This is a genomic window from Umezawaea sp. Da 62-37, from assembly GCF_032460545.1.
In the GTDB taxonomy this organism is placed as follows: Bacteria; Actinomycetota; Actinomycetes; order Mycobacteriales; family Pseudonocardiaceae; genus Umezawaea.
In genome coordinates, this window is sequence record NZ_CP135965.1 from 4,912,571 (window position 1) to 4,933,726 (window position 21,156).

Annotated in this window: 33 protein-coding genes; all 33 read right to left on the reverse strand. The window is 66.1% G+C overall.

Annotation, left to right across the window (positions count from 1 at the left end):
• Positions 1–15: 15 nt before the first annotated feature.
• The 33 genes from RM788_RS22080 to fusA all read right to left on the reverse strand — a co-directional run bounded on the left by RM788_RS22080 (position 16) and on the right by fusA (position 21,089).
• Entirely contained in the window at positions 16–1,065 is a 1,050-nt protein-coding gene (locus tag RM788_RS22080) for a DNA-directed RNA polymerase subunit alpha (protein WP_106187136.1), read from the reverse strand.
• Positions 1,066–1,219: 154 nt separating this feature from the next.
• Positions 1,220–1,825 carry a 30S ribosomal protein S4 gene (rpsD, locus tag RM788_RS22085; RefSeq protein ID WP_106187135.1) on the reverse strand — a complete coding sequence of 202 codons (606 nt, stop codon included), beginning with the start codon at positions 1,823–1,825 and terminating at the stop codon, positions 1,220–1,222.
• Between the two features lie 23 nt (positions 1,826–1,848).
• Positions 1,849–2,256 carry a 30S ribosomal protein S11 gene (rpsK, locus tag RM788_RS22090; protein WP_106187134.1) on the reverse strand — a complete coding sequence of 136 codons (408 nt, stop codon included), beginning with the start codon at positions 2,254–2,256 and terminating at the stop codon, positions 1,849–1,851.
• A 31-nt stretch (positions 2,257–2,287) separates the two neighbouring features.
• Entirely contained in the window at positions 2,288–2,668 is a 381-nt protein-coding gene (gene rpsM / locus RM788_RS22095; RefSeq protein ID WP_315933637.1) for a 30S ribosomal protein S13, read from the reverse strand.
• A gap of 216 nt (positions 2,669–2,884) precedes the next feature.
• Positions 2,885–2,998, reverse strand: coding sequence for a 50S ribosomal protein L36 (rpmJ, locus tag RM788_RS22100; RefSeq protein WP_010148647.1), 114 nt, complete (start codon positions 2,996–2,998; stop codon positions 2,885–2,887).
• Positions 2,999–3,056: 58 nt separating this feature from the next.
• Positions 3,057–3,278: a translation initiation factor IF-1 gene (gene infA, locus RM788_RS22105; protein WP_005166804.1), complete on the reverse strand. Its 222-nt coding sequence runs from the start codon at positions 3,276–3,278 to the stop codon at positions 3,057–3,059.
• Between the two features lie 167 nt (positions 3,279–3,445).
• Complete coding sequence (locus RM788_RS22110) at positions 3,446–4,075, reverse strand: DUF1707 SHOCT-like domain-containing protein (RefSeq protein ID WP_315933644.1); 630 nt, start codon at positions 4,073–4,075, stop codon at positions 3,446–3,448.
• A 269-nt stretch (positions 4,076–4,344) separates the two neighbouring features.
• The gene (gene map / locus RM788_RS22115; RefSeq protein ID WP_315933645.1) at positions 4,345–5,115 is read right to left on the reverse strand and encodes a type I methionyl aminopeptidase; all 771 of its coding nucleotides are present in this window, start codon (positions 5,113–5,115) and stop codon (positions 4,345–4,347) included.
• A gap of 53 nt (positions 5,116–5,168) precedes the next feature.
• Positions 5,169–5,720, reverse strand: a complete 552-nt coding sequence (locus tag RM788_RS22120; RefSeq protein WP_315933646.1) for an adenylate kinase — start codon at positions 5,718–5,720, stop codon at positions 5,169–5,171.
• Positions 5,720–7,033, reverse strand: coding sequence for a preprotein translocase subunit SecY (secY, locus tag RM788_RS22125; RefSeq protein WP_106187129.1), 1,314 nt, complete (start codon positions 7,031–7,033; stop codon positions 5,720–5,722). The genes RM788_RS22120 and secY overlap by 1 nt, the downstream gene beginning before the upstream one ends.
• A gap of 635 nt (positions 7,034–7,668) precedes the next feature.
• A complete protein-coding gene (gene rplO / locus RM788_RS22130) occupies positions 7,669–8,112 on the reverse strand; it encodes a 50S ribosomal protein L15 (RefSeq protein ID WP_315933647.1) in 444 nt (147 codons plus the stop codon).
• A complete protein-coding gene (gene rpmD, locus RM788_RS22135) occupies positions 8,109–8,294 on the reverse strand; it encodes a 50S ribosomal protein L30 (protein WP_106187127.1) in 186 nt (61 codons plus the stop codon). Before rpmD ends, rplO begins: the two co-directional genes overlap by 4 nt.
• 4 nt (positions 8,295–8,298) lie before the next feature.
• The gene (gene rpsE / locus RM788_RS22140; RefSeq protein ID WP_106187126.1) at positions 8,299–8,907 is read right to left on the reverse strand and encodes a 30S ribosomal protein S5; all 609 of its coding nucleotides are present in this window, start codon (positions 8,905–8,907) and stop codon (positions 8,299–8,301) included.
• A gap of 34 nt (positions 8,908–8,941) precedes the next feature.
• A complete protein-coding gene (gene rplR / locus RM788_RS22145) occupies positions 8,942–9,343 on the reverse strand; it encodes a 50S ribosomal protein L18 (RefSeq protein WP_315933648.1) in 402 nt (133 codons plus the stop codon).
• A gap of 1 nt (position 9,344) precedes the next feature.
• A complete protein-coding gene (gene rplF / locus RM788_RS22150) occupies positions 9,345–9,884 on the reverse strand; it encodes a 50S ribosomal protein L6 (protein WP_315933649.1) in 540 nt (179 codons plus the stop codon).
• 14 nt (positions 9,885–9,898) lie between these two features.
• Positions 9,899–10,297 (reverse strand): 30S ribosomal protein S8, encoded by a 399-nt coding sequence (gene rpsH, locus RM788_RS22155; RefSeq protein ID WP_106187123.1) that lies wholly within the window; start codon positions 10,295–10,297, stop codon positions 9,899–9,901.
• A 92-nt stretch (positions 10,298–10,389) separates the two neighbouring features.
• Positions 10,390–10,575, reverse strand: coding sequence for a type Z 30S ribosomal protein S14 (locus RM788_RS22160; RefSeq protein WP_053715226.1), 186 nt, complete (start codon positions 10,573–10,575; stop codon positions 10,390–10,392).
• A 4-nt stretch (positions 10,576–10,579) separates the two neighbouring features.
• Entirely contained in the window at positions 10,580–11,143 is a 564-nt protein-coding gene (gene rplE, locus RM788_RS22165; RefSeq protein ID WP_106187122.1) for a 50S ribosomal protein L5, read from the reverse strand.
• Between the two features lies 1 nt (position 11,144).
• The gene (gene rplX, locus RM788_RS22170) at positions 11,145–11,459 is read right to left on the reverse strand and encodes a 50S ribosomal protein L24 (protein ID WP_315933650.1); all 315 of its coding nucleotides are present in this window, start codon (positions 11,457–11,459) and stop codon (positions 11,145–11,147) included.
• Between the two features lie 2 nt (positions 11,460–11,461).
• The gene (gene rplN, locus RM788_RS22175; RefSeq protein ID WP_106187120.1) at positions 11,462–11,830 is read right to left on the reverse strand and encodes a 50S ribosomal protein L14; all 369 of its coding nucleotides are present in this window, start codon (positions 11,828–11,830) and stop codon (positions 11,462–11,464) included.
• A 64-nt stretch (positions 11,831–11,894) separates the two neighbouring features.
• Positions 11,895–12,176 (reverse strand): 30S ribosomal protein S17, encoded by a 282-nt coding sequence (gene rpsQ / locus RM788_RS22180; RefSeq protein WP_315933651.1) that lies wholly within the window; start codon positions 12,174–12,176, stop codon positions 11,895–11,897.
• Positions 12,173–12,421: a 50S ribosomal protein L29 gene (rpmC, locus tag RM788_RS22185; RefSeq protein ID WP_106187118.1), complete on the reverse strand. Its 249-nt coding sequence runs from the start codon at positions 12,419–12,421 to the stop codon at positions 12,173–12,175. The genes rpsQ and rpmC overlap by 4 nt, the downstream gene beginning before the upstream one ends.
• Positions 12,421–12,840: a 50S ribosomal protein L16 gene (gene rplP / locus RM788_RS22190; RefSeq protein WP_315933652.1), complete on the reverse strand. Its 420-nt coding sequence runs from the start codon at positions 12,838–12,840 to the stop codon at positions 12,421–12,423. The genes rpmC and rplP overlap by 1 nt, the downstream gene beginning before the upstream one ends.
• A gap of 3 nt (positions 12,841–12,843) precedes the next feature.
• Positions 12,844–13,680, reverse strand: a complete 837-nt coding sequence (gene rpsC, locus RM788_RS22195; RefSeq protein ID WP_315933653.1) for a 30S ribosomal protein S3 — start codon at positions 13,678–13,680, stop codon at positions 12,844–12,846.
• Positions 13,680–14,108: a 50S ribosomal protein L22 gene (gene rplV, locus RM788_RS22200; protein ID WP_315933654.1), complete on the reverse strand. Its 429-nt coding sequence runs from the start codon at positions 14,106–14,108 to the stop codon at positions 13,680–13,682. The genes rpsC and rplV overlap by 1 nt, the downstream gene beginning before the upstream one ends.
• Before the next feature lie 35 nt (positions 14,109–14,143).
• A complete protein-coding gene (gene rpsS, locus RM788_RS22205) occupies positions 14,144–14,425 on the reverse strand; it encodes a 30S ribosomal protein S19 (protein WP_086669030.1) in 282 nt (93 codons plus the stop codon).
• 18 nt (positions 14,426–14,443) lie between these two features.
• Complete coding sequence (gene rplB, locus RM788_RS22210; protein WP_315933655.1) at positions 14,444–15,277, reverse strand: 50S ribosomal protein L2; 834 nt, start codon at positions 15,275–15,277, stop codon at positions 14,444–14,446.
• A gap of 22 nt (positions 15,278–15,299) precedes the next feature.
• The gene (rplW, locus tag RM788_RS22215) at positions 15,300–15,599 is read right to left on the reverse strand and encodes a 50S ribosomal protein L23 (RefSeq protein WP_106187113.1); all 300 of its coding nucleotides are present in this window, start codon (positions 15,597–15,599) and stop codon (positions 15,300–15,302) included.
• The gene (gene rplD, locus RM788_RS22220) at positions 15,596–16,285 is read right to left on the reverse strand and encodes a 50S ribosomal protein L4 (protein WP_315933656.1); all 690 of its coding nucleotides are present in this window, start codon (positions 16,283–16,285) and stop codon (positions 15,596–15,598) included. Before rplD ends, rplW begins: the two co-directional genes overlap by 4 nt.
• Positions 16,285–16,935: a 50S ribosomal protein L3 gene (gene rplC, locus RM788_RS22225; RefSeq protein ID WP_315933657.1), complete on the reverse strand. Its 651-nt coding sequence runs from the start codon at positions 16,933–16,935 to the stop codon at positions 16,285–16,287. The genes rplD and rplC overlap by 1 nt, the downstream gene beginning before the upstream one ends.
• A 49-nt stretch (positions 16,936–16,984) precedes the next feature.
• Positions 16,985–17,290 (reverse strand): 30S ribosomal protein S10, encoded by a 306-nt coding sequence (gene rpsJ, locus RM788_RS22230; protein WP_003938093.1) that lies wholly within the window; start codon positions 17,288–17,290, stop codon positions 16,985–16,987.
• A gap of 366 nt (positions 17,291–17,656) precedes the next feature.
• Positions 17,657–18,850 (reverse strand): elongation factor Tu, encoded by a 1,194-nt coding sequence (gene tuf, locus RM788_RS22235; protein ID WP_315933673.1) that lies wholly within the window; start codon positions 18,848–18,850, stop codon positions 17,657–17,659.
• Positions 18,851–18,989: 139 nt separating this feature from the next.
• Complete coding sequence (gene fusA, locus RM788_RS22240; RefSeq protein WP_315933674.1) at positions 18,990–21,089, reverse strand: elongation factor G; 2,100 nt, start codon at positions 21,087–21,089, stop codon at positions 18,990–18,992.
• Positions 21,090–21,156 lie beyond the last annotated feature (67 nt).

The following is a 21,156-nucleotide window of genomic DNA, read 5'->3' on the forward strand; positions in this document are numbered from 1 at the left end:
CCGTTTTCACGGCCTTCAGAGCTGCTCGGTCTCCGCGTAGTCCTGACCGTCGTCGTGGGTGTCCACGCCGCCGTCCGCCCAGCCCTCTGCCGGGTAGTCGGCAGCGGCGGCGGACGGGTCGAACCCAGGGGGGCTGTCCTTCAGGGCCAGGCCGAGACCGACGAGCTTCATCTTGACCTCGTCGATCGACTTGGCACCGAAGTTGCGAATGTCCAGCAAGTCCGCCTCGCTGCGCGAGACCAGTTCGCCGACCGTGTGGATGCCTTCGCGCTTGAGGCAGTTGTACGACCGCACGGTGAGGTCGAGGTCCTCGATCGGCATCGCGAACGCCGCGATGGTGTCCGCCTCGGCGGGCGAGGGGCCGATCTCGATGCCCTCGGCGTCGATGTTCAGCTCGCGAGCGAGACCGAACAGCTCGACCAGGGTCTTGCCCGCGGACGCGACGGCGTCCCTCGGCGTGATGGAGGGCTTGGTCTCCACGTCGAGGATCAGCTTGTCGAAGTCGGTGCGCTGCTCGACACGGGTGGCCTCGACCTTGTAGGTCACCTTCATGACGGGCGAGTAGATCGAGTCAACCGGGATCCGGCCGATCTCGGCGCCGGCCTGCTTGTTCTGGACGGCGGGGACGTAGCCGCGACCGCGCTCGACGACGAGCTCGATCTCCAGCTTGCCCTTGCCGTTCAGGGTGGCGATGTGCAGGTCGGGGTTGTGCACGGTGACACCGGCCGGGGGCACGATGTCGCCTGCGGTCACCGCACCAGGGCCCTGCTTGCGCAGGTACATGGTCACCGGCTCGTCCTCCTCGGAGCTGACGACCAGCTCCTTGAGGTTCAGGATCACGTCGGTGACGTCCTCCTTGACACCGGGCACGGTGGTGAACTCGTGCAGCACGCCGTCGATGCGGATGCTGGTCACGGCTGCGCCGGGGATCGAGGAGAGCAGGGTGCGGCGGATGGAGTTGCCGAGGGTGTAGCCGAAACCCGGCTCGAGCGGCTCGATCACGAACCGGGAGCGGGTCTCGTTGACGGACTCCTCGCCGAGCGAGGGGCGCTGGGAAATAAGCACTGGGTTCTTCTTTCAGCTCAACGACGCCCGCTATTTGACGCCGAGGGAACACCACCGGTCGCGGAGACCGGCAAACACGTGCGGCACACCATTCGCGCCGCCGTGGGACCCGACTCCGGCCGGCCACCTGGAGTGGTGGCCGGCCGGAAGAGGATCACTTCGAGTAGAGCTCGACGATGAGCTGTTCGGTCACCGGCGTGTCGATCTGCGCCCGCTCCGGAACCTGGTGGACCAGGATCCGCAGGGTCGAGGGGACGACCTGTAGCCAACCGGGGATCGGACGGTCACCGAAGGTGGCCTTGGCGACCTCGAAGGGCAGCGTCGGCAGCGACTTCGGCTTCACGTCGATGATGTCGAACTTCGACACCCGGAAGCTCGGGATGTTGACCTTCTGGCCGTTCACGATGAAGTGACCGTGAGCGACGAGCTGGCGGGCCATCCGACGGGTGCGGGCCAGACCGGCCCGGTACACCACGTTGTCGAGGCGGGTCTCGAGGATGCGCAGCAGGTTCTCGCCGGTCTTGCCCGGACGGCGAACCGCTTCCTCGTAGTAGCGGCGGAACTGCTTCTCCAGCACGCCGTAGGTGTAACGAGCCTTCTGCTTCTCCTGGAGCTGAAGCAGGTACTCGGACTCCTTGATCCGACCGCGGCCGTGCTGGCCGGGCGGGTAAGGACGACGCTCGAACGCCTGGTCCCCGCCGACGAGGTCGACCTTGAGACGGCGCGAGATTCGCGTTGCTGGTCCCGTATAGCGAGCCATAAGTTCTTACTCCTCCCCGTGCCTCAGACCCGGCGCCGCTTGGGCGGGCGGCAGCCGTTGTGGGGCTGCGGGGTCACGTCTTGAATGGTGCCGACCTCGAGGCCTGCGGCCTGCAGTGAACGGATCGCGGTCTCCCGGCCGGAGCCAGGACCCTTCACGAAGACGTCCACCTTGCGCATGCCGTGCTCAGCGGCCTTGCGGGCAGCGCTCTCAGCAGCCATCTGCGCGGCGAACGGCGTGGACTTGCGAGAGCCCTTGAAGCCGACGTGTCCGGCAGACGCCCAGGCGATGACGTTCCCGGTCGGGTCGGTGATCGACACGATCGTGTTGTTGAACGTGCTCTTGATGTGGGCCTGGCCGTGCGAGATGTTCTTCTTTTCCTTGCGCCGGACTTTCTTGACCCCGGCGCCCGTGCGGGACTTGGGTGGCACTTCGGTGAACTCCTACCTAAGACGCGAGGTCTTACTTCTTTCCGGCCTTCTTCTTGCCGGCGACGGTCTTCTTCGGCCCCTTGCGGGTACGCGCGTTCGTCTTGGTGCGCTGCCCGCGGACGGGCAGGTTGCGACGGTGGCGGATACCCTCGTAGCAGCCGATTTCCATCTTCCGGCGGATGTCGGCCTGAACCTCGCGGCGGAGGTCGCCCTCAACCTTGAAGTGCTCTTCGATGTACTCGCGCAGCTTCGCGAGGTCATCGTCACCGAGGTCCTTGACCCGGAGGTCAAAGCTGATCTCGGTAGCGGTCAGCAGCTCCTTCGAGCGCGTGCGGCCGATACCGAAGATGTAGGTCAGCGCGATCTCCATCCGCTTGTCGCGGGGGAGGTCGACGCCAGCGAGTCGTGCCATGCGGCGCTTGCTCCTAACAGGTTGTCGCTCCAGGTCTGCTCCTCGCCCGGTTCCGGGACTGACTCGCTATGCCGTTCCGCGTGCTTTCGCACGTGGTGTCCCGGCCCCGGCCTGGAGTCCGGGGGTGCGCCGGGCGTCGAAACGCCCGGCAGGTGCGAGGAGGCTTGTCTTGTGTCGCGTCGTTCCGAGGAACTGCGACGTCGTGCTAGGGGTTGATCAGCCCTGACGCTGCTTGTGACGCAGGTTCTCGCAGATCACCATGACCCGACCGTGACGGCGGATCACCTTGCACTTGTCGCAGATCTTCTTGACGCTCGGCTGAACCTTCACGCCTGAGCTCTCCTGCTTTGCCGCGTGCCCGAGGCGGCTGCCCCGAGCACCGTGGAGGTCACTTGTAGCGGTAGACGATGCGCCCTCGGGACAGGTCGTAGGGCGAGAGCTCCACGACAACCCGGTCCTCTGGGAGGATTCGGATGTAGTGCTGACGCATCTTGCCGCTGATGTGTGCCAGGACCTTGTGACCGTTCTCCAACTCGACTCGGAACATCGCGTTGGGGAGCGGCTCGACTACGCGGCCCTCGACCTCAATGGCCCCGTCCTTCTTGCCCATGTCCTCCGCGTTTCGTGACGGTGGTATTCCCGGATGTGGACACGCGCTGCCCCGACTCCGACCGGCCCTTGCGAACCACTGATCACCTGGAGTTCGGCCATTGCTGGCCACCATCACAGGCATGACGGAACCGGCGCGACGTGCGCCACCTACCCATAGTACGCAGTTCAGCGCGGCAACCCAAATCGGGTCACCCGGTTCGCCAGCACCAGCGCCCCCCAGGGCCCCGCGACCCAGATCCACCAGGGGTGGACCCACTCCAGGTTGGTGACGACGACCAACCCCCAGATGACGAAGTTGATCATACTTGCGGCCACCCAGGCCCGGAAGAAGAACACCGCGAACTTCCCCGGCTCCCGCAGCTCCACCTGCTGGGTCGCGTGCGCGTACGCGTCCGGCCGATACGCCTGGTGCTCGTAGACCGGCATGGACTGCCTGGTCAGGACCGGCACGATCGGCCGGTCCGGCGGCAGGTCGGCCGTCAGCGCCGCCAGCTCCGCATAGGTTTGCGCCAGCCAGACAAGCCGAACCCGCTCGTCGAACTCAGCGATGTTCAACCGCCCCTCGGCCTGTGCACGCGCCAACTGCTCGACGACCGCCTCGCGATCGTTGTCAGCGGCCCTCATCGTCGGCGTGTCCTCAGTCACCCACCAAGCCTGCCCCACCTGAAGCCCCCAGAACATGGGGCTACCCCCCGTCCCACCCAGACGGACGGACGAGCGAACAAACGCCACGACCACACCATAAAGCCACCACGCGGACAGCAGCAGCAGCCACACAGACAGCAGCAGCCCCAAGCCCCCACCAAGCCGAAGCCACCGCTAGTCACACAGGAACGCAACCGCGGTCGATTTCACTTGGGGTTTTCGGGCCCACCCTCGCGGCGGCGGGCAGATCACCACCACCTGCCTTTTTCCGACCATCGACGCCCAGAAAGAGGGGCCCCAAGTCAAATCGACCGCCCACCACACCCCAACCGCAATGCCCGAAGGGCGAGCCGACTCCCACACACCCCACAACGACAAAAGGACCCCGCCGAAGCGAGGCCCTCCCGTCAACCCACATCTCACTCAAGCGCCGTGAGCACCCAAGGCCCGTCCTCCGTGATCGCGATGCTGTGCTCCCAGTGCGCCGCCCGCGACTTGTCCGTCGTCACCACGGTCCACCCGTCGTCCAGCTCCGCCGTCTGCTCGCTCCCCAGCGTCAGCATCGGCTCGATCGCGATCGCCATCCCCGGCTTCAGCCGTGGACCCTTGCCCGGTTTCCCGTAGTTCGGCAGGAACGGGTCCATGTGCATCTTCGTGCCGATGCCATGCCCCCCGTACCCCTCGACGATCCCGTACTCGATCCCGTCCCGCTCCCCCGCCGCGATCGTCTCCGACTCGATGGCGAACGAGATGTCGCTGAGCTTGCCGCCCGCGACAGCCGCCTCGATACCCGCGAGCATCGACGTCCGAGTCGCCTCCGACAGCAGCAACTCCGCGGGCGTCACCTCGCCGATGGCGACGGTGAGGGCCGAGTCGCCGTGCCAGCCGTCGAGGATGGCGCCGCAGTCGATGGAGATGAGATCGCCCTCGACGAGCACCTGCGTGCGACTGGGGATGCCGTGGACCACCTGCTCGTTGACCGACGCGCAGATGCTCGCCGGGAAGCCGTGGTAGCCCTTGAAGGACGGCACGGCGCCGGCGTCGCGGATGTTCTGCTCGGCGAGTTCGTCGAGTTCGGCCGTGCTCACGCCCGCCTTGGCGTGCGAGGACACCAGGGCGAGCGTGCGGGCCACGACGAGGCCGGCGGCGCGCATGGCCTCCAGCTCGCCTCGGGACTTGATCTCGATCATGCGTTCACGGCCACCGGGGACGAAGCGACGAAGTGCATCGAGGACGCCACCGCTCACTGACGGCCGCGCAGGGCGCGCAGGGCGCGCTCGCCGACCTCGTTGACGTCGCCGACCGCGTCGATGCTGACGACGATCCTGTCGTAGTAGTCGAGCAGCGGGGCGGTCTCCGTGCGGTAGAGCTGCTGGCGGTGCCGGATGACGTCTTCCTTGTCGTCCGTGCGGCCGCGGGCGAGCAGGCGCTCGACCACGACGTCCTCGTCGACCTTGAACTCCAGCACGGCGTCAAGCTTGTTGTCGCCCACGGCGAGCATCTCGCCGAGCACACCGGCCTGGGCCACGTTGCGCGGGAAGCCGTCGAGCAGGAAACCCTCGAGCGCGTCCGGCTGTGCCAGGCGCTCGCGAACCATTTCGTTGGTCACGGCATCCGGGACGAGCTCGCCGGAGTCCAGGTACTCCTGGACCTCCCGGCCGAGCTCGGTCTGGTTGCTGATGTGTGCGCGGAAAAGGTCTCCGGTGGAGATGTGCGGCACGCCGAGCTTCTCGCTCAACACGGTGGCCTGGGTGCCCTTGCCCGCTCCAGGCGGGCCAACGAGAACGAGTCGCACTAGCGGAGGAACCCTTCGTAATTGCGCTGCATGAGCTGGCTCTCGATCTGCTTCACGGTGTCGAGGCCGACGCCCACCATGATCAGGACGGCCGTGCCGCCGAACGGGAAGTTCTGGTTCTGGCCTTGGCCGGTCAGTTCCAGGAACAGGTTCGGGAGGATGGCGACGATGCCGAGGTAGAGCGAACCGGGCAGCGTGATGCGCCCCAGAACGAAGCGCAGGTACTCGGCGGTGGGACGCCCCGGGCGGATACCGGGGATGAACCCGCCGAACTTCTTCATCTCGTCCGCACGCTCGTCCGGGTTGAACGTGATGCCGACGTAGAAGTAGGTGAAGAACACGATGAGCAGGAAGTACAGGGCGATGTGCACCGGGCTGGACTGGCTCACCAGGTGCGTCGCCACGAACGTCTGCCACCAGCCGGGCGTCGCGCCCGCGTCGGTCGAGGTCGTCAACCGGGAGATCAGGTCGGGCAGGTACAGCAGCGAGGAGGCGAAGATGACCGGGATGACGCCCGCCTGGTTCACCTTCAGCGGCAGGTAGGTCGAGGTGCCGCCGTACATGCGGCGACCGATCATGCGCTTCGCGTACTGGACCGGGATGCGGCGCTGGGCCTGCTCCACGTAGATGACGCTGGCGATGATGACGAGGCCCGCGACGCAGACGAGGAAGAACGTCAGACCGCCCTTGGACAGGATGTTCTTGCCCTCGGCCGGGATGCGCGCGGCGATACCGGTGAAGATCAGCAACGACATGCCGTTGCCGATGCCCTTCTCGGTGATGATCTCGCCCAGCCACATGATCACGCTGGTACCGGCGGTCATCGTGACGACCAGGGTCACCAGGGTGAAGATGGTGTCGTTCGGGACGACGGGCTGCGTGCAGTTCTGGAACAGCTGGCCGCGGACGGCGAGCGCCACGATGCCGGTCGACTGGAGGATCGCGAGCGCGATCGTCAGGTAACGGGTGTACTGCGTCAGCTTGCCCTGGCCCGCCTGGCCTTCCTTCTTCAACTGCTCGAACCGCGGGATGACCACGGTGAGCAGCTGGACGATGATGCTCGCGGTGATGTAGGGCATGATGCCCAGCGCGAAGATCGACAAGTTGAGCAGAGCGCCACCGCTGAACAGGTTGATCAGGGAGTAGATCCCCTGCTGATCGATCTGTTCAGCGCACTCCTTGACGTTCTTGAAGGACACGCCCGGCGCGGGCAAAGTCGCGCCCAACCGGTACACCACGATGATCCCGAGTGTGAACAGGATCTTTTTCCGTAGGTCCGGCGTCGCGAGAGCCGAGCGGAATGCGCCGAGCACGCGAACCTCCTGAGCGTTGTCGGCCCAGGGCCGACATCGAGCGGTACCGACCATCCGCCGGCACTGGCTTACCGCCGGGCGAATCGCCGACGGTTTTCGACCGATCGCGGCAGGTGGCCGCCACCGACCCGGAGGACATCCGGGTTCAGCCCGCGACTTTAACAGCCATCCGCCGGTTCTCCGTAGCCAGTAGTCATTCACAGGTTGCACTCGGTTGATCAGTTGGGCGTGCAAGGGGCCGAACGGATCAAGTTCCGGGGGCCTGGAGGGCGATTCCACCGGTCGGGGAGGAGGTCCGCGGAGCACCGGTTACGCCCTGCGCGAACGCTTGCGGGACAACGGGGTCCGCGCACCGCCCGATCGCCGCCGTCTTGATTCGCGCCCCCCACACCGCGTCACCCCCCGGAGTTCGCCGTGAGCGGCGACCCGGACCGCTTCCGACCGGGGAGTGGTCGTCCGCCACCGGTTGCCCGCCCAGGCACCTGGAGAGCCCGGACGCCCGGTCCCGCGGGTTCCGGAGTGCCCGTCACGAGGAGGCGGTGGCCAGAGTCCGTCCGCAGCGTCCTCGAATTGCTCCCCGAACGCCGAAAGGCCCCCCGGAGCCGAAGCTCCGGGGGGCCTTCAGGTGATCAGTTTCAGAGCACGGTGGTGGAACCACCGGCGCCGGCGATCTTCTCGGCGGCGCTGCCCGAGAACTTGTGCGCGGTGACGTCGAGCTTGATGCCCGCGATGTCACCGTCGCCCAGCACCTTGACGAGCTGGCCCTTGCGCACCGCACCGGCCTCGACGAGCTCGTCGACGCTGATGCTGCCGCCCTTGGGGAACAGGCGGGCGAGGTCGCCGACGTTGACGACCTGGTACTCGGTGCGGAACGGGTTCTTGAAGCCCTTGAGCTTCGGAAGCCGCATGTGCAGCGGCATCTGGCCGCCCTCGAAGCGCGCCGGGGTGTTCTTGCGAGCGCCCGTGCCCTTCGTACCGCGACCGGCGGTCTTGCCCTTGGAGCCCTCACCGCGGCCGACGCGGGTCTTGGCGGTGTGCGAACCAGGGGCGGGACGCAGGTGGTGGATCTTGATGGTCATGAGTTGACCTCCTCGACAACCACCAGGTGGCGGACGGCCTTGATCAGACCGCGGACCTGAGGGGTGTCATCGCGCACCACCGACTGGCGAATCTTGTGCAGCCCGAGGGTGCGGATCGATTCGCGGTGGTTGTGCTTGGTACCGATGGTGCTCTTCACCTGGGTGATCTTGAGCTGCGCCATGGTGTCACGCCCCCTGCTGTGCGCGTGCGCGCAGCATGCCGGCGGGTGCGACGTCCTCGAGCGGGAGACCGCGGCGGGCCGCGACCTCTTCGGGGCGCTGCAGGCCCTTCAGGCCGGCGACGGTGGCGTGCACGATGTTGATGGCGTTGTCGCTACCCAGCGACTTGCTCAGCACGTCGTGGATGCCTGCGCACTCCAGCACCGCGCGGACAGCGCCACCGGCGATGACGCCGGTACCGGCCGAGGCCGGACGCAGCAGCACTTCGCCGGCGGCCTTCTTGCCCGTGATCGGGTGCGGGATCGTGCCGCCGATGCGGGGAACGCGGAAGAAGTTCTTCTTCGCTTCCTCGACACCCTTGGCGATGGCCGCGGGAACTTCCTTGGCCTTGCCGTAGCCGACGCCCACCATGCCGTCGCCGTCGCCCACGACCACGAGGGCCGTGAAGCTGAACCGGCGACCACCCTTGACCACCTTGGACACGCGGTTGATCGCAACCACGCGCTCGAGGTGAGGGGTCTTCTCCTGGGCCGCGCCGCCGCGGCCGCCGTCACGACGGTCGCGGCGCTCTCCGCGCTCGCCCCCGCCGCCTTCGCGACGCGTGCGTCCTGGCATCAGGCGTCCCTCTCAATTCCAGTGTTGATCATTGTCAGAACTCCAGCCCGGCCTCGCGGGCCGCGTCCGCCAGAGCGGCGATGCGGCCGTGGTACGCGTTGCCACCGCGGTCGAAGACGACCGTGGTGATCCCGGCGTCCTTGGCACGAGCCGCGGCCAGCTGACCGACCTTCGCCGCACGGGCCTTCTTGTCGCCGTCCACCGCGCGCACGTCCGCCTCCAAGGAGGTGGCCGAGACGAGCGTGTGGCCCTTCAGGTCGTCCACGATCTGCACGGTGATGTGCTTCGAGGAACGGTGCACGACCAGGCGCGGACGCTCGGCGGACCCGTTGACCTTCTTGCGCAGGCGGAAGTGACGACGGGCCTTGGCGATGCGACGCGTGGTCGAGATGTCCTTGCCCACCGGCTTGCGCTTCGTAGCAGTCGACTCGCTCATGTCACTTACCCGTCTTTCCGACCTTGCGGCGGATCTTCTCGCCCGAGTACCGCACACCCTTGCCCTTGTACGGGTCGGGCTTGCGCAGCTTGCGGATGTTGGCGGAAATCTCGCCCACCTGCTGCTTGTCGATACCCTGAACGGAGAAACGCGTGGGGTTCTCGACGACGAAGGTGATGCCCTCAGGGGCCTCGACCTTCACCGGGTGGCTGTAGCCGAGCGCGAACTCCAGGTCGGAACCCTTGAGCGCGACGCGGTAACCGACCCCGTGGATCTCAAGCTTCTTCTCGTAACCCTGGGTCACACCGATGACCATGTTGTGGATCAGGGTGCGGGAGAGGCCGTGCAGCGAACGGCTGCGCCGCTCGTCGTCGGGACGCTTCACCTCGAGGGTGCCGTCCTCGGCCTTCTCCAGCACGATCGGCTCAGCGATCGTGAGGCTCAGGGTGCCCTTGGGCCCCTTGATGCTCACGTCCTGGCCGTCGATGTTCACGTCGACCCCAGAGGGAACGGTGATCGGCAGCTTTCCAATGCGCGACATGCGGTCCCCCTCCCTTACCAGACGTAGGCGAGAACTTCTCCGCCTACACCCTGCTTGTTGGCCTGGCGGTCGGTCAGCAGACCACCAGAGGTCGAAATGATGGCAACACCAAGGCCGCCGAGCACCTTGGGGAGGTTCGTGGACTTCGCGTACACGCGGAGACCGGGCTTGGACACCCGGCGGAGGCCCGCGATGCTGCGCTCCCGGTTCGGGCCGTACTTCAGCTCGACCACCAGGTTCTTCGCAACGTCACCCGCCTCGTCGCGGTAGCTCGAGATGTAGCCCTCGCGCTTGAGGATCTCGGCGATGTTCGCCTTGAGCTTCGAGTGCGGCATCACGACCTTGTCGTGATACGCGGAGTTCGCATTGCGCAGACGCGTCAGCATGTCTGCGATCGGATCGGTCATCGTCATGGTGACCTAGTCAACCTTTCTCACTGCGGTTCCCCAGCCCAGGGTCCGAGATGCCGGTCGCGGGCAGGCCTACAGCGAAGTGGAAACGCTCTTTACCAGCTGGACTTGCTGACACCCGGCAGTTCGCCGCGGTGCGCCATCTCCCGGAGGCAGATCCGGCACAGGCCGAACTTGCGGAACACCGAGTGCGGACGCCCGCAGCGCTGGCAACGGGTGTAACCCCGCACCTTGAACTTGGGCTTGGCGGCAGCCTTGTTGATCAATGCCTTCTTGGCCATCGACTCAGTTCTCCTTGAACGGGAAGCCCAGGAGCTTCAGCAGCGCCCGACCTTCATCGTCGGTGGTCGCGGTGGTGACGACCGTGATGTCCATGCCGCGCGGGCGGTCGATGGCGTCGGGGTCGATCTCGTGGAACATCGACTGCTCGTTGAGGCCGAACGTGTAGTTCCCGTTGCCGTCGAACTGCTTCGGGGACAAGCCGCGGAAGTCGCGGATGCGCGGCAGCGCGATCGTCAGCAGCCGGTCCAGGAACTCCCACATCCGGTCGCCGCGAAGCGTGGCGCGGGCGCCGATCGGCATGCCCTCGCGGAGCTTGAACTGCGCGATGGACTTGCGGGCGCGCCGGACCTCGGGACGCTGGCCGGTGATGATCGAGAGGTCGCGAACGGCGCCCTCGATCAGCTTGCCGTCGCGGGCGGCGTCGCCGACACCCATGTTGACGACAACCTTCACCACGCCCGGGATCTGCATGACGTTGGCGTAGTCGAACTGCTTGTTCAGCTCGGCGGCGATTTCCTCGCGGTAGCGGGTCTTCAGCCGCGGGATGATCTTCTCAGCGGTGGTCATGTCAGATGTCCTTCCCGTTACGACGGGAAATGCGGACGCGCTTGCCCTCGTCGTTCGTCCGGTAGCCGATGCGGGACGGCTTGCCGTCCGCGTCGACGACCATCACGTTGGAGACGTGGATCAAGGCCTCCTGGGTCACGATGCCACCGGACTGCGCACCACGCTGGGTCTGCGAGATCCGGGTGTGCTTCTTGACCCTGGCCACGCCCTCCACCAACACCTTGTCGGTGTCCGGGTGGGCCTGGATGACCTTGCCCTTGGCGCCCTTGTCCTTGCCGGCGATGACGACGACCGTGTCGCCCTTCTTGACCTTCATGGCTAGAGCACCTCCGGTGCCAGCGAGATGATCTTCATGAACTTCTTGTCGCGCAGCTCACGGCCGACCGGTCCGAAGATGCGGGTACCCCGCGGCTCGTTGTCCGGCTTGATGAGCACGGCGGCGTTCTCGTCGAACCGGATGTAGGAACCGTCGGGACGACGGCGCTCCTTCACGGTCCGAACGATGACGGCCTTGACGACATCGCCCTTCTTCACGTTGGCACCGGGGATGGCCTGCTTCACCGTCGCGACGATGATGTCCCCGATACCCGCGTAGCGGCGGCCCGAGCCACCGAGAACACGGATGCAAAGGATTTCCTTCGCACCGGTGTTGTCGGCGACGCGCAGCCGCGACTCCTGCTGGATCACTACAACTCCTGACCATTCCTGGCCTGCCAGATTTCCGACCTGACAGGCTCGGTCCAACTAACTACTACTTGGCCTTCTCAAGGATCTCGACGAGCCGCCAGCGCTTGGTGGCGGACAGGGGACGCGTCTCCATGAGGCGAACGCGGTCACCCACACCGGCCGAGTTCTCCTCGTCGTGCACCTTCACCTTGGTGGTGGAGCGCAGGACCTTGGAGTACCTGGGGTGCTTCTTGCGGTCCTCGAGCGCGACCACAATCGTCTTGTCCATCTTGTCGCCGACGACGTAACCCTCGCGGACCTTGCGGTCGTTGCGGTCCTCGATCGTGGCTTCGTTGCTTTCGGTCATGCCGCACCCTCACCAGTGGAGACCGCGTCAGGGGAAACCGAGAGACCGAGCTCCCGCTCCCTCATCACGGTGTAGATCCGGGCGATCTCATGCCGGATCGTCCGCAGACGACGGTTGTTGTCGAGCTGCCCGGTGGCCATCTGGAAGCGGAGGTTGAACAGCTCCTCCTTCGCCTCCTTCAGGCGCAGCACGAGCTCCTCCTCGGTGAGCTCACGCAGCTCGGAAGCGGTGGTACCCGCTGCCATCAGAACTCACCACCCTCACGCGTAACGATGCGGCACTTCATCGGGAGCTTGTGGATCGCGCGGCGCAGTGCCTCACGTGCCACGGCTTCGTTCGGGAAGCTCATCTCGAAGAGCACCCGACCCGGCTTGACGTTGGCCACCCACCACTCCGGGGAACCCTTACCGGAACCCATGCGGGTCTCGGCGGGCTTCTTGGTCAGCGGGCGGTCCGGGAAGATGTTGATCCAGACCTTGCCACCACGACGGATGTGCCTGTTGATGGCAATACGCGCGGACTCGATCTGCCTGTTGGTCACGTAAGCCGGCTCCATGGCCTGGATGCCGAACTCACCGAAGGTGACCCTCGTGCCGCCCTTGGCAGCACCCGACCGACCGGGGTGGTGCTGCTTGCGGTGCTTAACCCTCCGCGGGATGAGCACGACTCAGCCCTCCGTCTTCTCTTCAGCGGCCGGGGCTGCCGGCGTCTCGCTGGCCTGTGCGTCGGCCGCGGCACGCCCTGCCTCGGTGCTCGTCGGCGTGGTGCCACTGGCACCCGAACGACGGGCCCGGTTCGGGCGGGCATCGCGGTCGCGACGAGGCGCGCGGTCAGCTGCCGACGGGGCAGCGTCACGCTCACGACGAGCGCTCAGACCACCGACGACGTCACCCTTGTAGATCCACACCTTCACGCCGATACGGCCGAACGTGGTGCGGGCCTCGAAGAAGCCGTAGTCGATGTCGGCGCGCAGCGTGTGCAGCGGCACTCGACCATCGCGGTAGTGCTCGGAACGGGACATCTCGGCACCGCCGAGACGACCGCCGCACTGCACGCGGATGCCCTTGACCTGCGGGGAACGCATGGCCGACTGGATGGCCTTGCGCATCGCGCGCCGGAAGGCGACGCGGTTGGACAGCTGCTCGGCCACACCCTGTGCGACGAGCTGCGCGTCCGACTCGGGGTTCTTGACCTCGAGGATGTTCAGCTGCACCTGCTTCTTGGTGAGCTTCTCCAGCTCACCGCGGATGCGGTCGGCCTCTGCGCCGCGACGGCCGATGACGATACCCGGCCGTGCGGTGAAGATGTCGACGCGAACGCGGTCACGGGTGCGCTCGATCTCCACCTTCGAGATGCCGGCACGCTCCATGCCACGGCCGAGCAGCTTGCGGATCTTGACATCCTCGGCCACGTACTCGGCGTACTGCTTATCGGCGTACCAGCGGGACTTCCAGTCAGTGGTGATCCCCAGCCGGAAGCCGTGCGGGTTGATCTTCTGACCCACTACCGGTTACTTCCCTTCGCGCTGGTCTTGCGAACCGCCTTGGGACGGGCTTCCGCCTTGGGACGGGACTCGACCTCGACGGTGATGTGACTCGTGCGCTTGCGGATCCGGTACGCGCGGCCCTGGGCCCGCGGACGGAAACGCTTCAGCGTCGGCCCCTCGTCCACGTAGACCTTGGACACCCAGAGGGTGGTCGGGTCCAGGGAGAGGTTGTTCTCGGCGTTGGCCACGGCGCTGGCGAGCACCTTCGCGACCGGCTCACTTGCCGCCTGAGGCGCGAACTGGAGCACGGCCAGGGCGTCGCTGGCGCTACGGCCCCTGATGAGCTCGATCACGCGACGCACCTTCATCGGCGTGTCGCGGACGTAGCGAGCCCGAGCCATGGCGCGCGGGTACTCCGGCGCACTGGCATCGTTGCGGGCGTTCATCGCTGCTTCCCCTTAGCTTCTTCCTAGTTCGTCGCCTAGCGGCGGCGCGACTTCCGGTCGTCCTTGATGTGGCCCTTGAAGGTGCGCGTCGGGGCGAACTCGCCCAGCTTGTGCCCAACCATGGCCTCGGTCACGAACACCGGGACGTGCTTCCGGCCGTCGTGCACCGCGAGGGTGTGCCCCAGCATGTCCGGAATGATCGTGGACCGGCGGGACCAGGTCTTGATGACGGTCTTCTTGCCCGACTCGTTGAGAACGTCCACCTTCTTGAGCAGGTGGTCGTCAACGAAGGGGCCCTTCTTAAGGCTGCGAGGCATCCTTCACTCCCTTCCTGCTCAGCGCTTCTTACCGGTGCGACGACGCCGGACGATGAGCTTGTCGCTTGGCTTGCGGCGGCGGGTACGGCCTTCGGGCTTACCAGCCGGGTTGACCGGGTGGCGACCACCGGAGGTCTTGCCCTCGCCACCACCATGCGGGTGGTCGACGGGGTTCATGGCCACACCACGAACCGTGGGCTTGCGGCCCTTCCAGCGCATGCGGCCGGCCTTGCCCCAGTTGATGTTGTTGTGATCGGAGTTGCCGATCGCACCAACGGTGGCGCGGCAGCGCACGTCCACGTTGCGGATCTCACCCGAGGGGAGGCGCAGCTGGGCGTACGGACCGTCCTTGGCCACGAGCTGAACGCTCACGCCCGCGGATCGGGCGATCTTCGCGCCGCCACCGGGGCGGAGCTCGATCGCGTGGATGACCGTACCGACCGGGATGTTGCGCAGGGGGAGGTTGTTGCCGGGCTTGATGTCAGCCTTGGGCCCGTTCTCCACCATGTCGCCCTGGTGCAGCTTCTCCGGGGCGACGATGTAGCGCTTCTCGCCGTCGGCGTAGTGCAGCAGTGCGATGCGCGCCGTGCGGTTGGGGTCGTACTCGATGTGAGCGACCTTGGCCGGCACGCCGTCCTTGTCGGTGCGGCGGAAGTCGATCAAGCGGTATGCCCGCTTGTGACCGCCACCCTTGTGCCTCGTGGTGATCTTGCCCGACGCGTTACGGCCACCTTTGCCGTGCAGCGGACGGACCAGCGACTTCTCCGGCGTCGACCGAGTGATCTCGGCGAAGTCGGAGACGCTCGCACCGCGACGACCGGGGGTCGTCGGCTTGTACTTGCGAATGCCCATCTCTACGCAGTCCTCGTCGTCATCAGGCGGCCGGGCCGCCGAAGATCTCGATCGGCTTGCTCTCGGCAGACAGCGTCACGATGGCGCGCTTGGTGTCCTTGCGCTTGCCAAAGCCGGACCGGGTGCGCTTGCGCTTGCCCTGCCGGTTGAGAGTGTTGACGCTGACGACCTTGACGCCGAAGACCTTCTCAACGGCAATCTTGATCTGAGTCTTGTTCGAGCCGGGTGCCACCACGAAGGTGTACTTGTTCTCCTCGAGCAGCCCGTAGGACTTCTCGGAGATCACCGGCGCGAGCAGGATGTCCCTGTGGTCGGGGATCACTTCGCGGCCTCCTCGGACACCTCGGAGGAGCGGGCGACGGCCTTCGCGGAACGGCCACGGGCCGGTCCGGCGATGAACACGTCGTACGCGTCCTTGGTGAACACCACGTCGTCGTTGACCAGCACGTCGTAGGTGTTGAGCTGGTCGGGCGCGATCACGTGCACACGGTCGAGGTTGCGCAGGCTGACCCACGAGACCTCGTCGGCGCGGTTGAGCACGACCAGAACGCGGCGCGCTTCCGTAACCGACTCCAGCAGCTTGCGGGCGGTCTTGGTGGAGGGGGTGTCCCCGTTCACCAGAGCGCTCACGATGTGCAGCTGGCCGGCGCGGGCCCGGTCGGAGAGGGCACCGCGAAGAGCGGCGGCCTTCATCTTCTTGGGCGTCCGCTGGGTGTAGTCGCGCGGCTGGGGGCCGTGCGAGATACCGCCACCGACGAACTGGGGCGAACGGGTCGAGCCCTGACGGGCGCGGCCGGTGCCCTTCTGCCGGTACGGCTTCTTGCCGCCACCGGAGACCTCACCGCGGGTCTTCGTGCTGTGCGTGCCCTGGCGTGCCGCGGCCCTCTGGGCCACGACGACCTGGTGCAGCAGCGAGATGTTCGCCTGCGCGTCGAAGATCGCGGCGGGCAGCTCGACACTGCCGTCGGTCTTGCCGTCCGGCGTGTGCACCTCAACGGTGTTCGTCATCAGGCACCACCCTTCGCAGCGCTCTTGATGAACACCACACCGCCCTTGGGACCGGGAACCGCGCCCTTGATGAGCAGCAGCCCCGCCTCGGCGTCGATGCGGTGCACGGTCAGGTTCTGAGTGGTCACGCGCTCGTGGCCCATGCGGCCAGCCATGCGGACACCCTTGAACACGCGACCAGGCGTGGCACAGGCGCCGATGGAACCCGGCGAGCGGTGCTTGCGCTGGGTGCCGTGGCTGGCGCCAAGACCGTGGAAGCCGTGGCGCTTCATGACACCGGCGGTGCCCTTGCCCTTGCTGGTGCCGCTGATGTCGACCACCGCGCCGGCCTCGAACACCTCTGCGGTGAGCTCTTGGCCGACCTGGTACTCGGTGGCGTCCGTGGTGCGCAGCTCCGCCAAGTGGCGACGAGGAGTCGCGCCTGCCTTGGCGAAGTGGCCCGTCACGGGCTTGTTGACCTTGCGCGGGTCGATAGCGCCAAAGGCCAGCTGCACAGCCGTGTAGCCGTCGATTTCTTGGGTTCGCACCTGGGTGACCACGTTCGGCTCGGCCCTGACGACGGTAACCGGAACGATCCGGTTGTTCTCGTCGAAGACCTGAGTCATGCCGAGCTTGGTGCCCAGGAGCCCCTTAACCTGCCTGTCAGACATGGGTCTCGTTACTCTCCGCCCCAAATGGGATCAACACTGCCGCGTCCACTTACTGAATGTTGACGTCGACGCTCGCCGGCAGGTCGATGCGCATGAGCGCGTCCACCGTCTTCGGCGTCGGGTCGAGGATGTCGATCAGACGCTTGTGCGTGCGCATCTCGAAGTGCTCGCGCGAGTCCTTGTACTTGTGCGGCGAGCGGATGACGCAGTAAACGTTCTTCTCAGTGGGCAGCGGCACAGGCCCGACGACCCGAGCGCCGGTGCGCGTCACGGTCTCGACGATCTTGCGCGCGGACGCGTCGATCGCCTCGTGGTCGTAGGCCTTGAGCCGGATGCGGATCTTCTGTCCCGCCATAGTGGCTTGCCGTTCCTCTGCTTCTCGTACCGCTGCGGTGCGGTGCCTAATGGGGGTCACTGGGGACCCTTGGCGCGCTCCGCCCCTGTTCAAATGTCACGGTGCCCGGTCCACGCGGTCGGGCGTGTCGCGCCCGATGCATAAGCCGGTCCCACTGAGATAACTCCGTGGGATGGGTCTTGCCTGACCCACAGCACCCTGATCAGCCAGCGGGGTTAACCGATGTCCAATGACTCAGGGCGCGGACCGCTCGTGACGGGGCGGCCGAATTCTTACGAACGCGGCCGCCCCGACGAGCAACCCGTTAAGGATGCCACACGGGTGTGCGGCGGTCCAAATCGGGGTCTGGAATTAGACCAGGATCACTTACTTGATGATCTTGGTGACGGAACCCGCACCAACGGTGCGGCCACCCTCGCGGATGGCGAAGCGCAGGCCCTCGTCCATGGCGATCGGCTGGATCAGCTTCACGATCATGCCCGTGGTGTCGCCCGGCATGACCATCTCGGTGCCCTCGGGGAGGTCGACGACGCCGGTCACGTCCGTGGTGCGGAAGTAGAACTGCGGACGGTAGTTGTTGAAGAACGGCGTGTGGCGGCCACCCTCGTCCTTCGAGAGGATGTACACCTGCGCCTCGAACTCCGTGTGGGGAGTCGTGGTGCCGGGCTTCACGATGACCATGCCGCGCTCGACGTCTTCGCGCTTGATGCCGCGGAGCAGCAGGGCCGCGTTGTCGCCGGCCCGACCCTCGTCGAGGAACTTCTTGAACATCTCGATCGAGGTGACCGTGGTCTTCCGCGAAGCCTCGCGGATACCGACGATCTCGATCTCCTCGTTGACCTTGAGGATGCCCCGCTCGATGCGACCGGTCACCACGGTGCCGCGGCCGGTGATCGTGAAGACGTCCTCGACGGGCATGAGGAACGGGCGGTCGACCTCGCGCTCGGGCTCGGGGATGCTCTCGTCCACCGCGTCCATGAGGCCGATGAGCTTCTCGCCCCACTCGACGTCGCCCTCGAGGGCCTTCAGCGCGGAAACGCGGACCACGGGGAGGTCGTCGCCCGGGAACTCGTACTCGCTGAGCAGCTCGCGGACCTCGAGCTCGACGAGCTCCAGGATCTCCTCGTCGTCCACCATGTCGGCCTTGTTCAGGGCGACGACGATGTAGGGCACGCCGACCTGGCGGGCCAGGAGCACGTGCTCCTTGGTCTGCGGCATGGGACCGTCGGTCGCGGCCACGACCAGGATGGCGCCGTCCATCTGCGCCGCACCCGTGATCATGTTCTTGATGTAGTCCGCGTGACCGGGGCAGTCCACGTGCGCGTAGTGGCGCTTCTCGGTCTGGTACTCGATGTGAGCGATCGAGATCGTGATACCGCGCTGCTTCTCTTCCGGCGCCTTGTCGATCTGGTCGAACGCCGACGCCTGGTTCAGGGTCGGGAACTTGTCGTGCAGCACCTTGGAGATAGCAGCAGTCAGCGTGGTCTTGCCATGGTCGATGTGACCGATGGTGCCGATGTTGACGTGCGGCTTCGTCCGCTCGAACTTCGCCTTCGCCACTGGATTGTCCTCCTGGACTTCGTATTGCTCGTCCGGCGGGCGGGCTTCCCGCCCGCCGGACTACACGTCAGGGTCGATTGTGCGGACCCCAGGGAGACCCCCCGGAGAGCCCGCTAGAACTGCGGTGCTCTGCTTCGGGTTACTCGCCCGTCGCCTTCGCGATGATTTCCTTCGCCACGTTGGCCGGAACCTCGGCGTAGGAGTCGAACACCATCGAGTAGTTCGCGCGACCCTGGGTGCGAGACCGCAGGTCGCCGACATACCCGAACATTTCCGACAGCGGAACCAGCGCCTTGACGATGCGGGCGCCGCTGCGCTCCTCCATGGCCTGGATCTGGCCACGACGGGAGTTCAAGTCACCGATGACATCGCCCATGTAGTCCTCGGGCGTGGTCACCTCGACCGCCATAACCGGCTCGAGGAGCACGGGGTTGGCCTTCCGGGCGGCTTCCTTGAGCGCGATGGAACCCGCGATCTTGAACGCCATCTCGGAGGAGTCGACCTCGTGGTACGCACCGTCGAGCAGGGTCAGCTTGATGCCCACCAGCGGGTAGCCCGCCAGCACGCCGTACTGCATGGCGTCCTGGGCGCCCGCGTCCACCGAGGGGATGTACTCCCTGGGGATGCGACCACCGGAGACCTTGTTGTCGAACTCGTACAGGGCACCATCGGTGCTCTGCAGAGGCGCCAACGTGATGAGGATCTTCGCGAACTGGCCGGAGCCACCGGTCTGCTTCTTGTGCGTGTAGGAGTACTTCTCCACGGTTCCGCGGATCGTCTCCCGGTACGCCACCTGCGGCTTGCCGATGTTCGCTTCGACCTTGTAGTCCGACTTCATGCGGTTGACGAGCACCTCGAGGTGCAGCTCGCCCATGCCCGCGATGATCGTCTGACCCGTTTCCTCGTCCAACTGGACCTGGAAGGTCGGGTCCTCCTCGGCCAGCTTCTGGATCGCCGTGCCCAGCTTCTCCTGATCGGCCTTGGTCTTCGGCTCGATCGCGACCCGGATGACCGGGTCGGGGAACGTCATCGACTCGAGGACGATCGGGTGCTGGATGTCCGACAAGGTCTCGCCGGTGGTGGTCTCCTTGAGACCGATCACCGCGTAGATGTGGCCCGCCTGGGCCTCGTCCACGGGCTGTTCCTTGTTGGCGTGCATCTGGAAGAGCTTCCCGATGCGCTCCTTGCGGTCCTTGGTCGAGTTGATGACCTGGGTGCCCGCGGAGAGCCGACCCGAGTAGACCCGGATGTAGGTCAGCTTGCCGAAGAACGGGTGCGCCGCGATCTTGAAGGCGAGGGCCGCGAACGGCTCTTCCTTCGAAGGCTTGCGGAACGCCGGGGTGACGCCGTCCTGCAGGGTGCCCTCGACCGGCGGCACGTCCAGCGGGGACGGCAGGTAGTCGATGACCGCGTCGAGCATGGGCTGGACGCCCTTGTTCTTGAACGCGGAACCGCAGAGGACCGGGTACGCCGAGCGGTTGGTCACGATCCGGCGGATGCCGGTCTTGATCTGCTCGACGGTCAGCTCCTCACCAGCGAGGTAGAGCTCCATCAGGTCGTCGTCGGTCTCGGCGACGGCCTCGATGAGCTTCTCGCGGAACTCGGCGACCTTGTCGTTCAGGTCGGCCGGGATCGCCTCGATGGTGTAGTCGTCACCCTTCTCCACCTCGCCGCGCCACGTGAGGGCGCGCATCTCGACGAGGTCGACGACTCCGATGAAGTCGCCTTCCGAGCCGATGGGGAGCTGGATCGGCAGCGGCTTGGCGCCGAGCCGCTCCTGGATGGTGCGCACGGTGAAGTAGAAGTCGGCGCCCAGCTTGTCCATCTTGTTGACGAAGCAGATGCGGGGCACGTCGTACTTGGTCGCCTGCCGCCAGACCTGCTCGGACTGGGGCTCGACGCCTTCCTTGCCGTCGAACACGGCAACGGCGCCATCGAGAACGCGCAGCGAACGCTCGACCTCGACCGTGAAGTCCACGTGGCCCGGCGTGTCGATGATGTTGATCTGGTGGTCTTTCCAGAAGCAGGTCGTCGCGGCGGACGTGATCGTGATGCCGCGCTTCTGCTCCTCCTCCATCCAGTCCATCGTCGCAGCGCCGTCGTGCACTTCGCCGATCTTGTAGCTCTTCCCCGTGTAGAAGAGGATTCGCTCGGTCGTCGTGGTCTTGCCCGCGTCGATGTGCGCCATGATCCCGATGTTGCGGACCTTGGCCAGATCGGTGAGCACTTCCTGTGCCACGGGTGTCTTCCCCTGTCTTTGAGCAGCTGGTAGCAGCGCTCGCTAGGGCTGGGAGAGCCCGACCCGC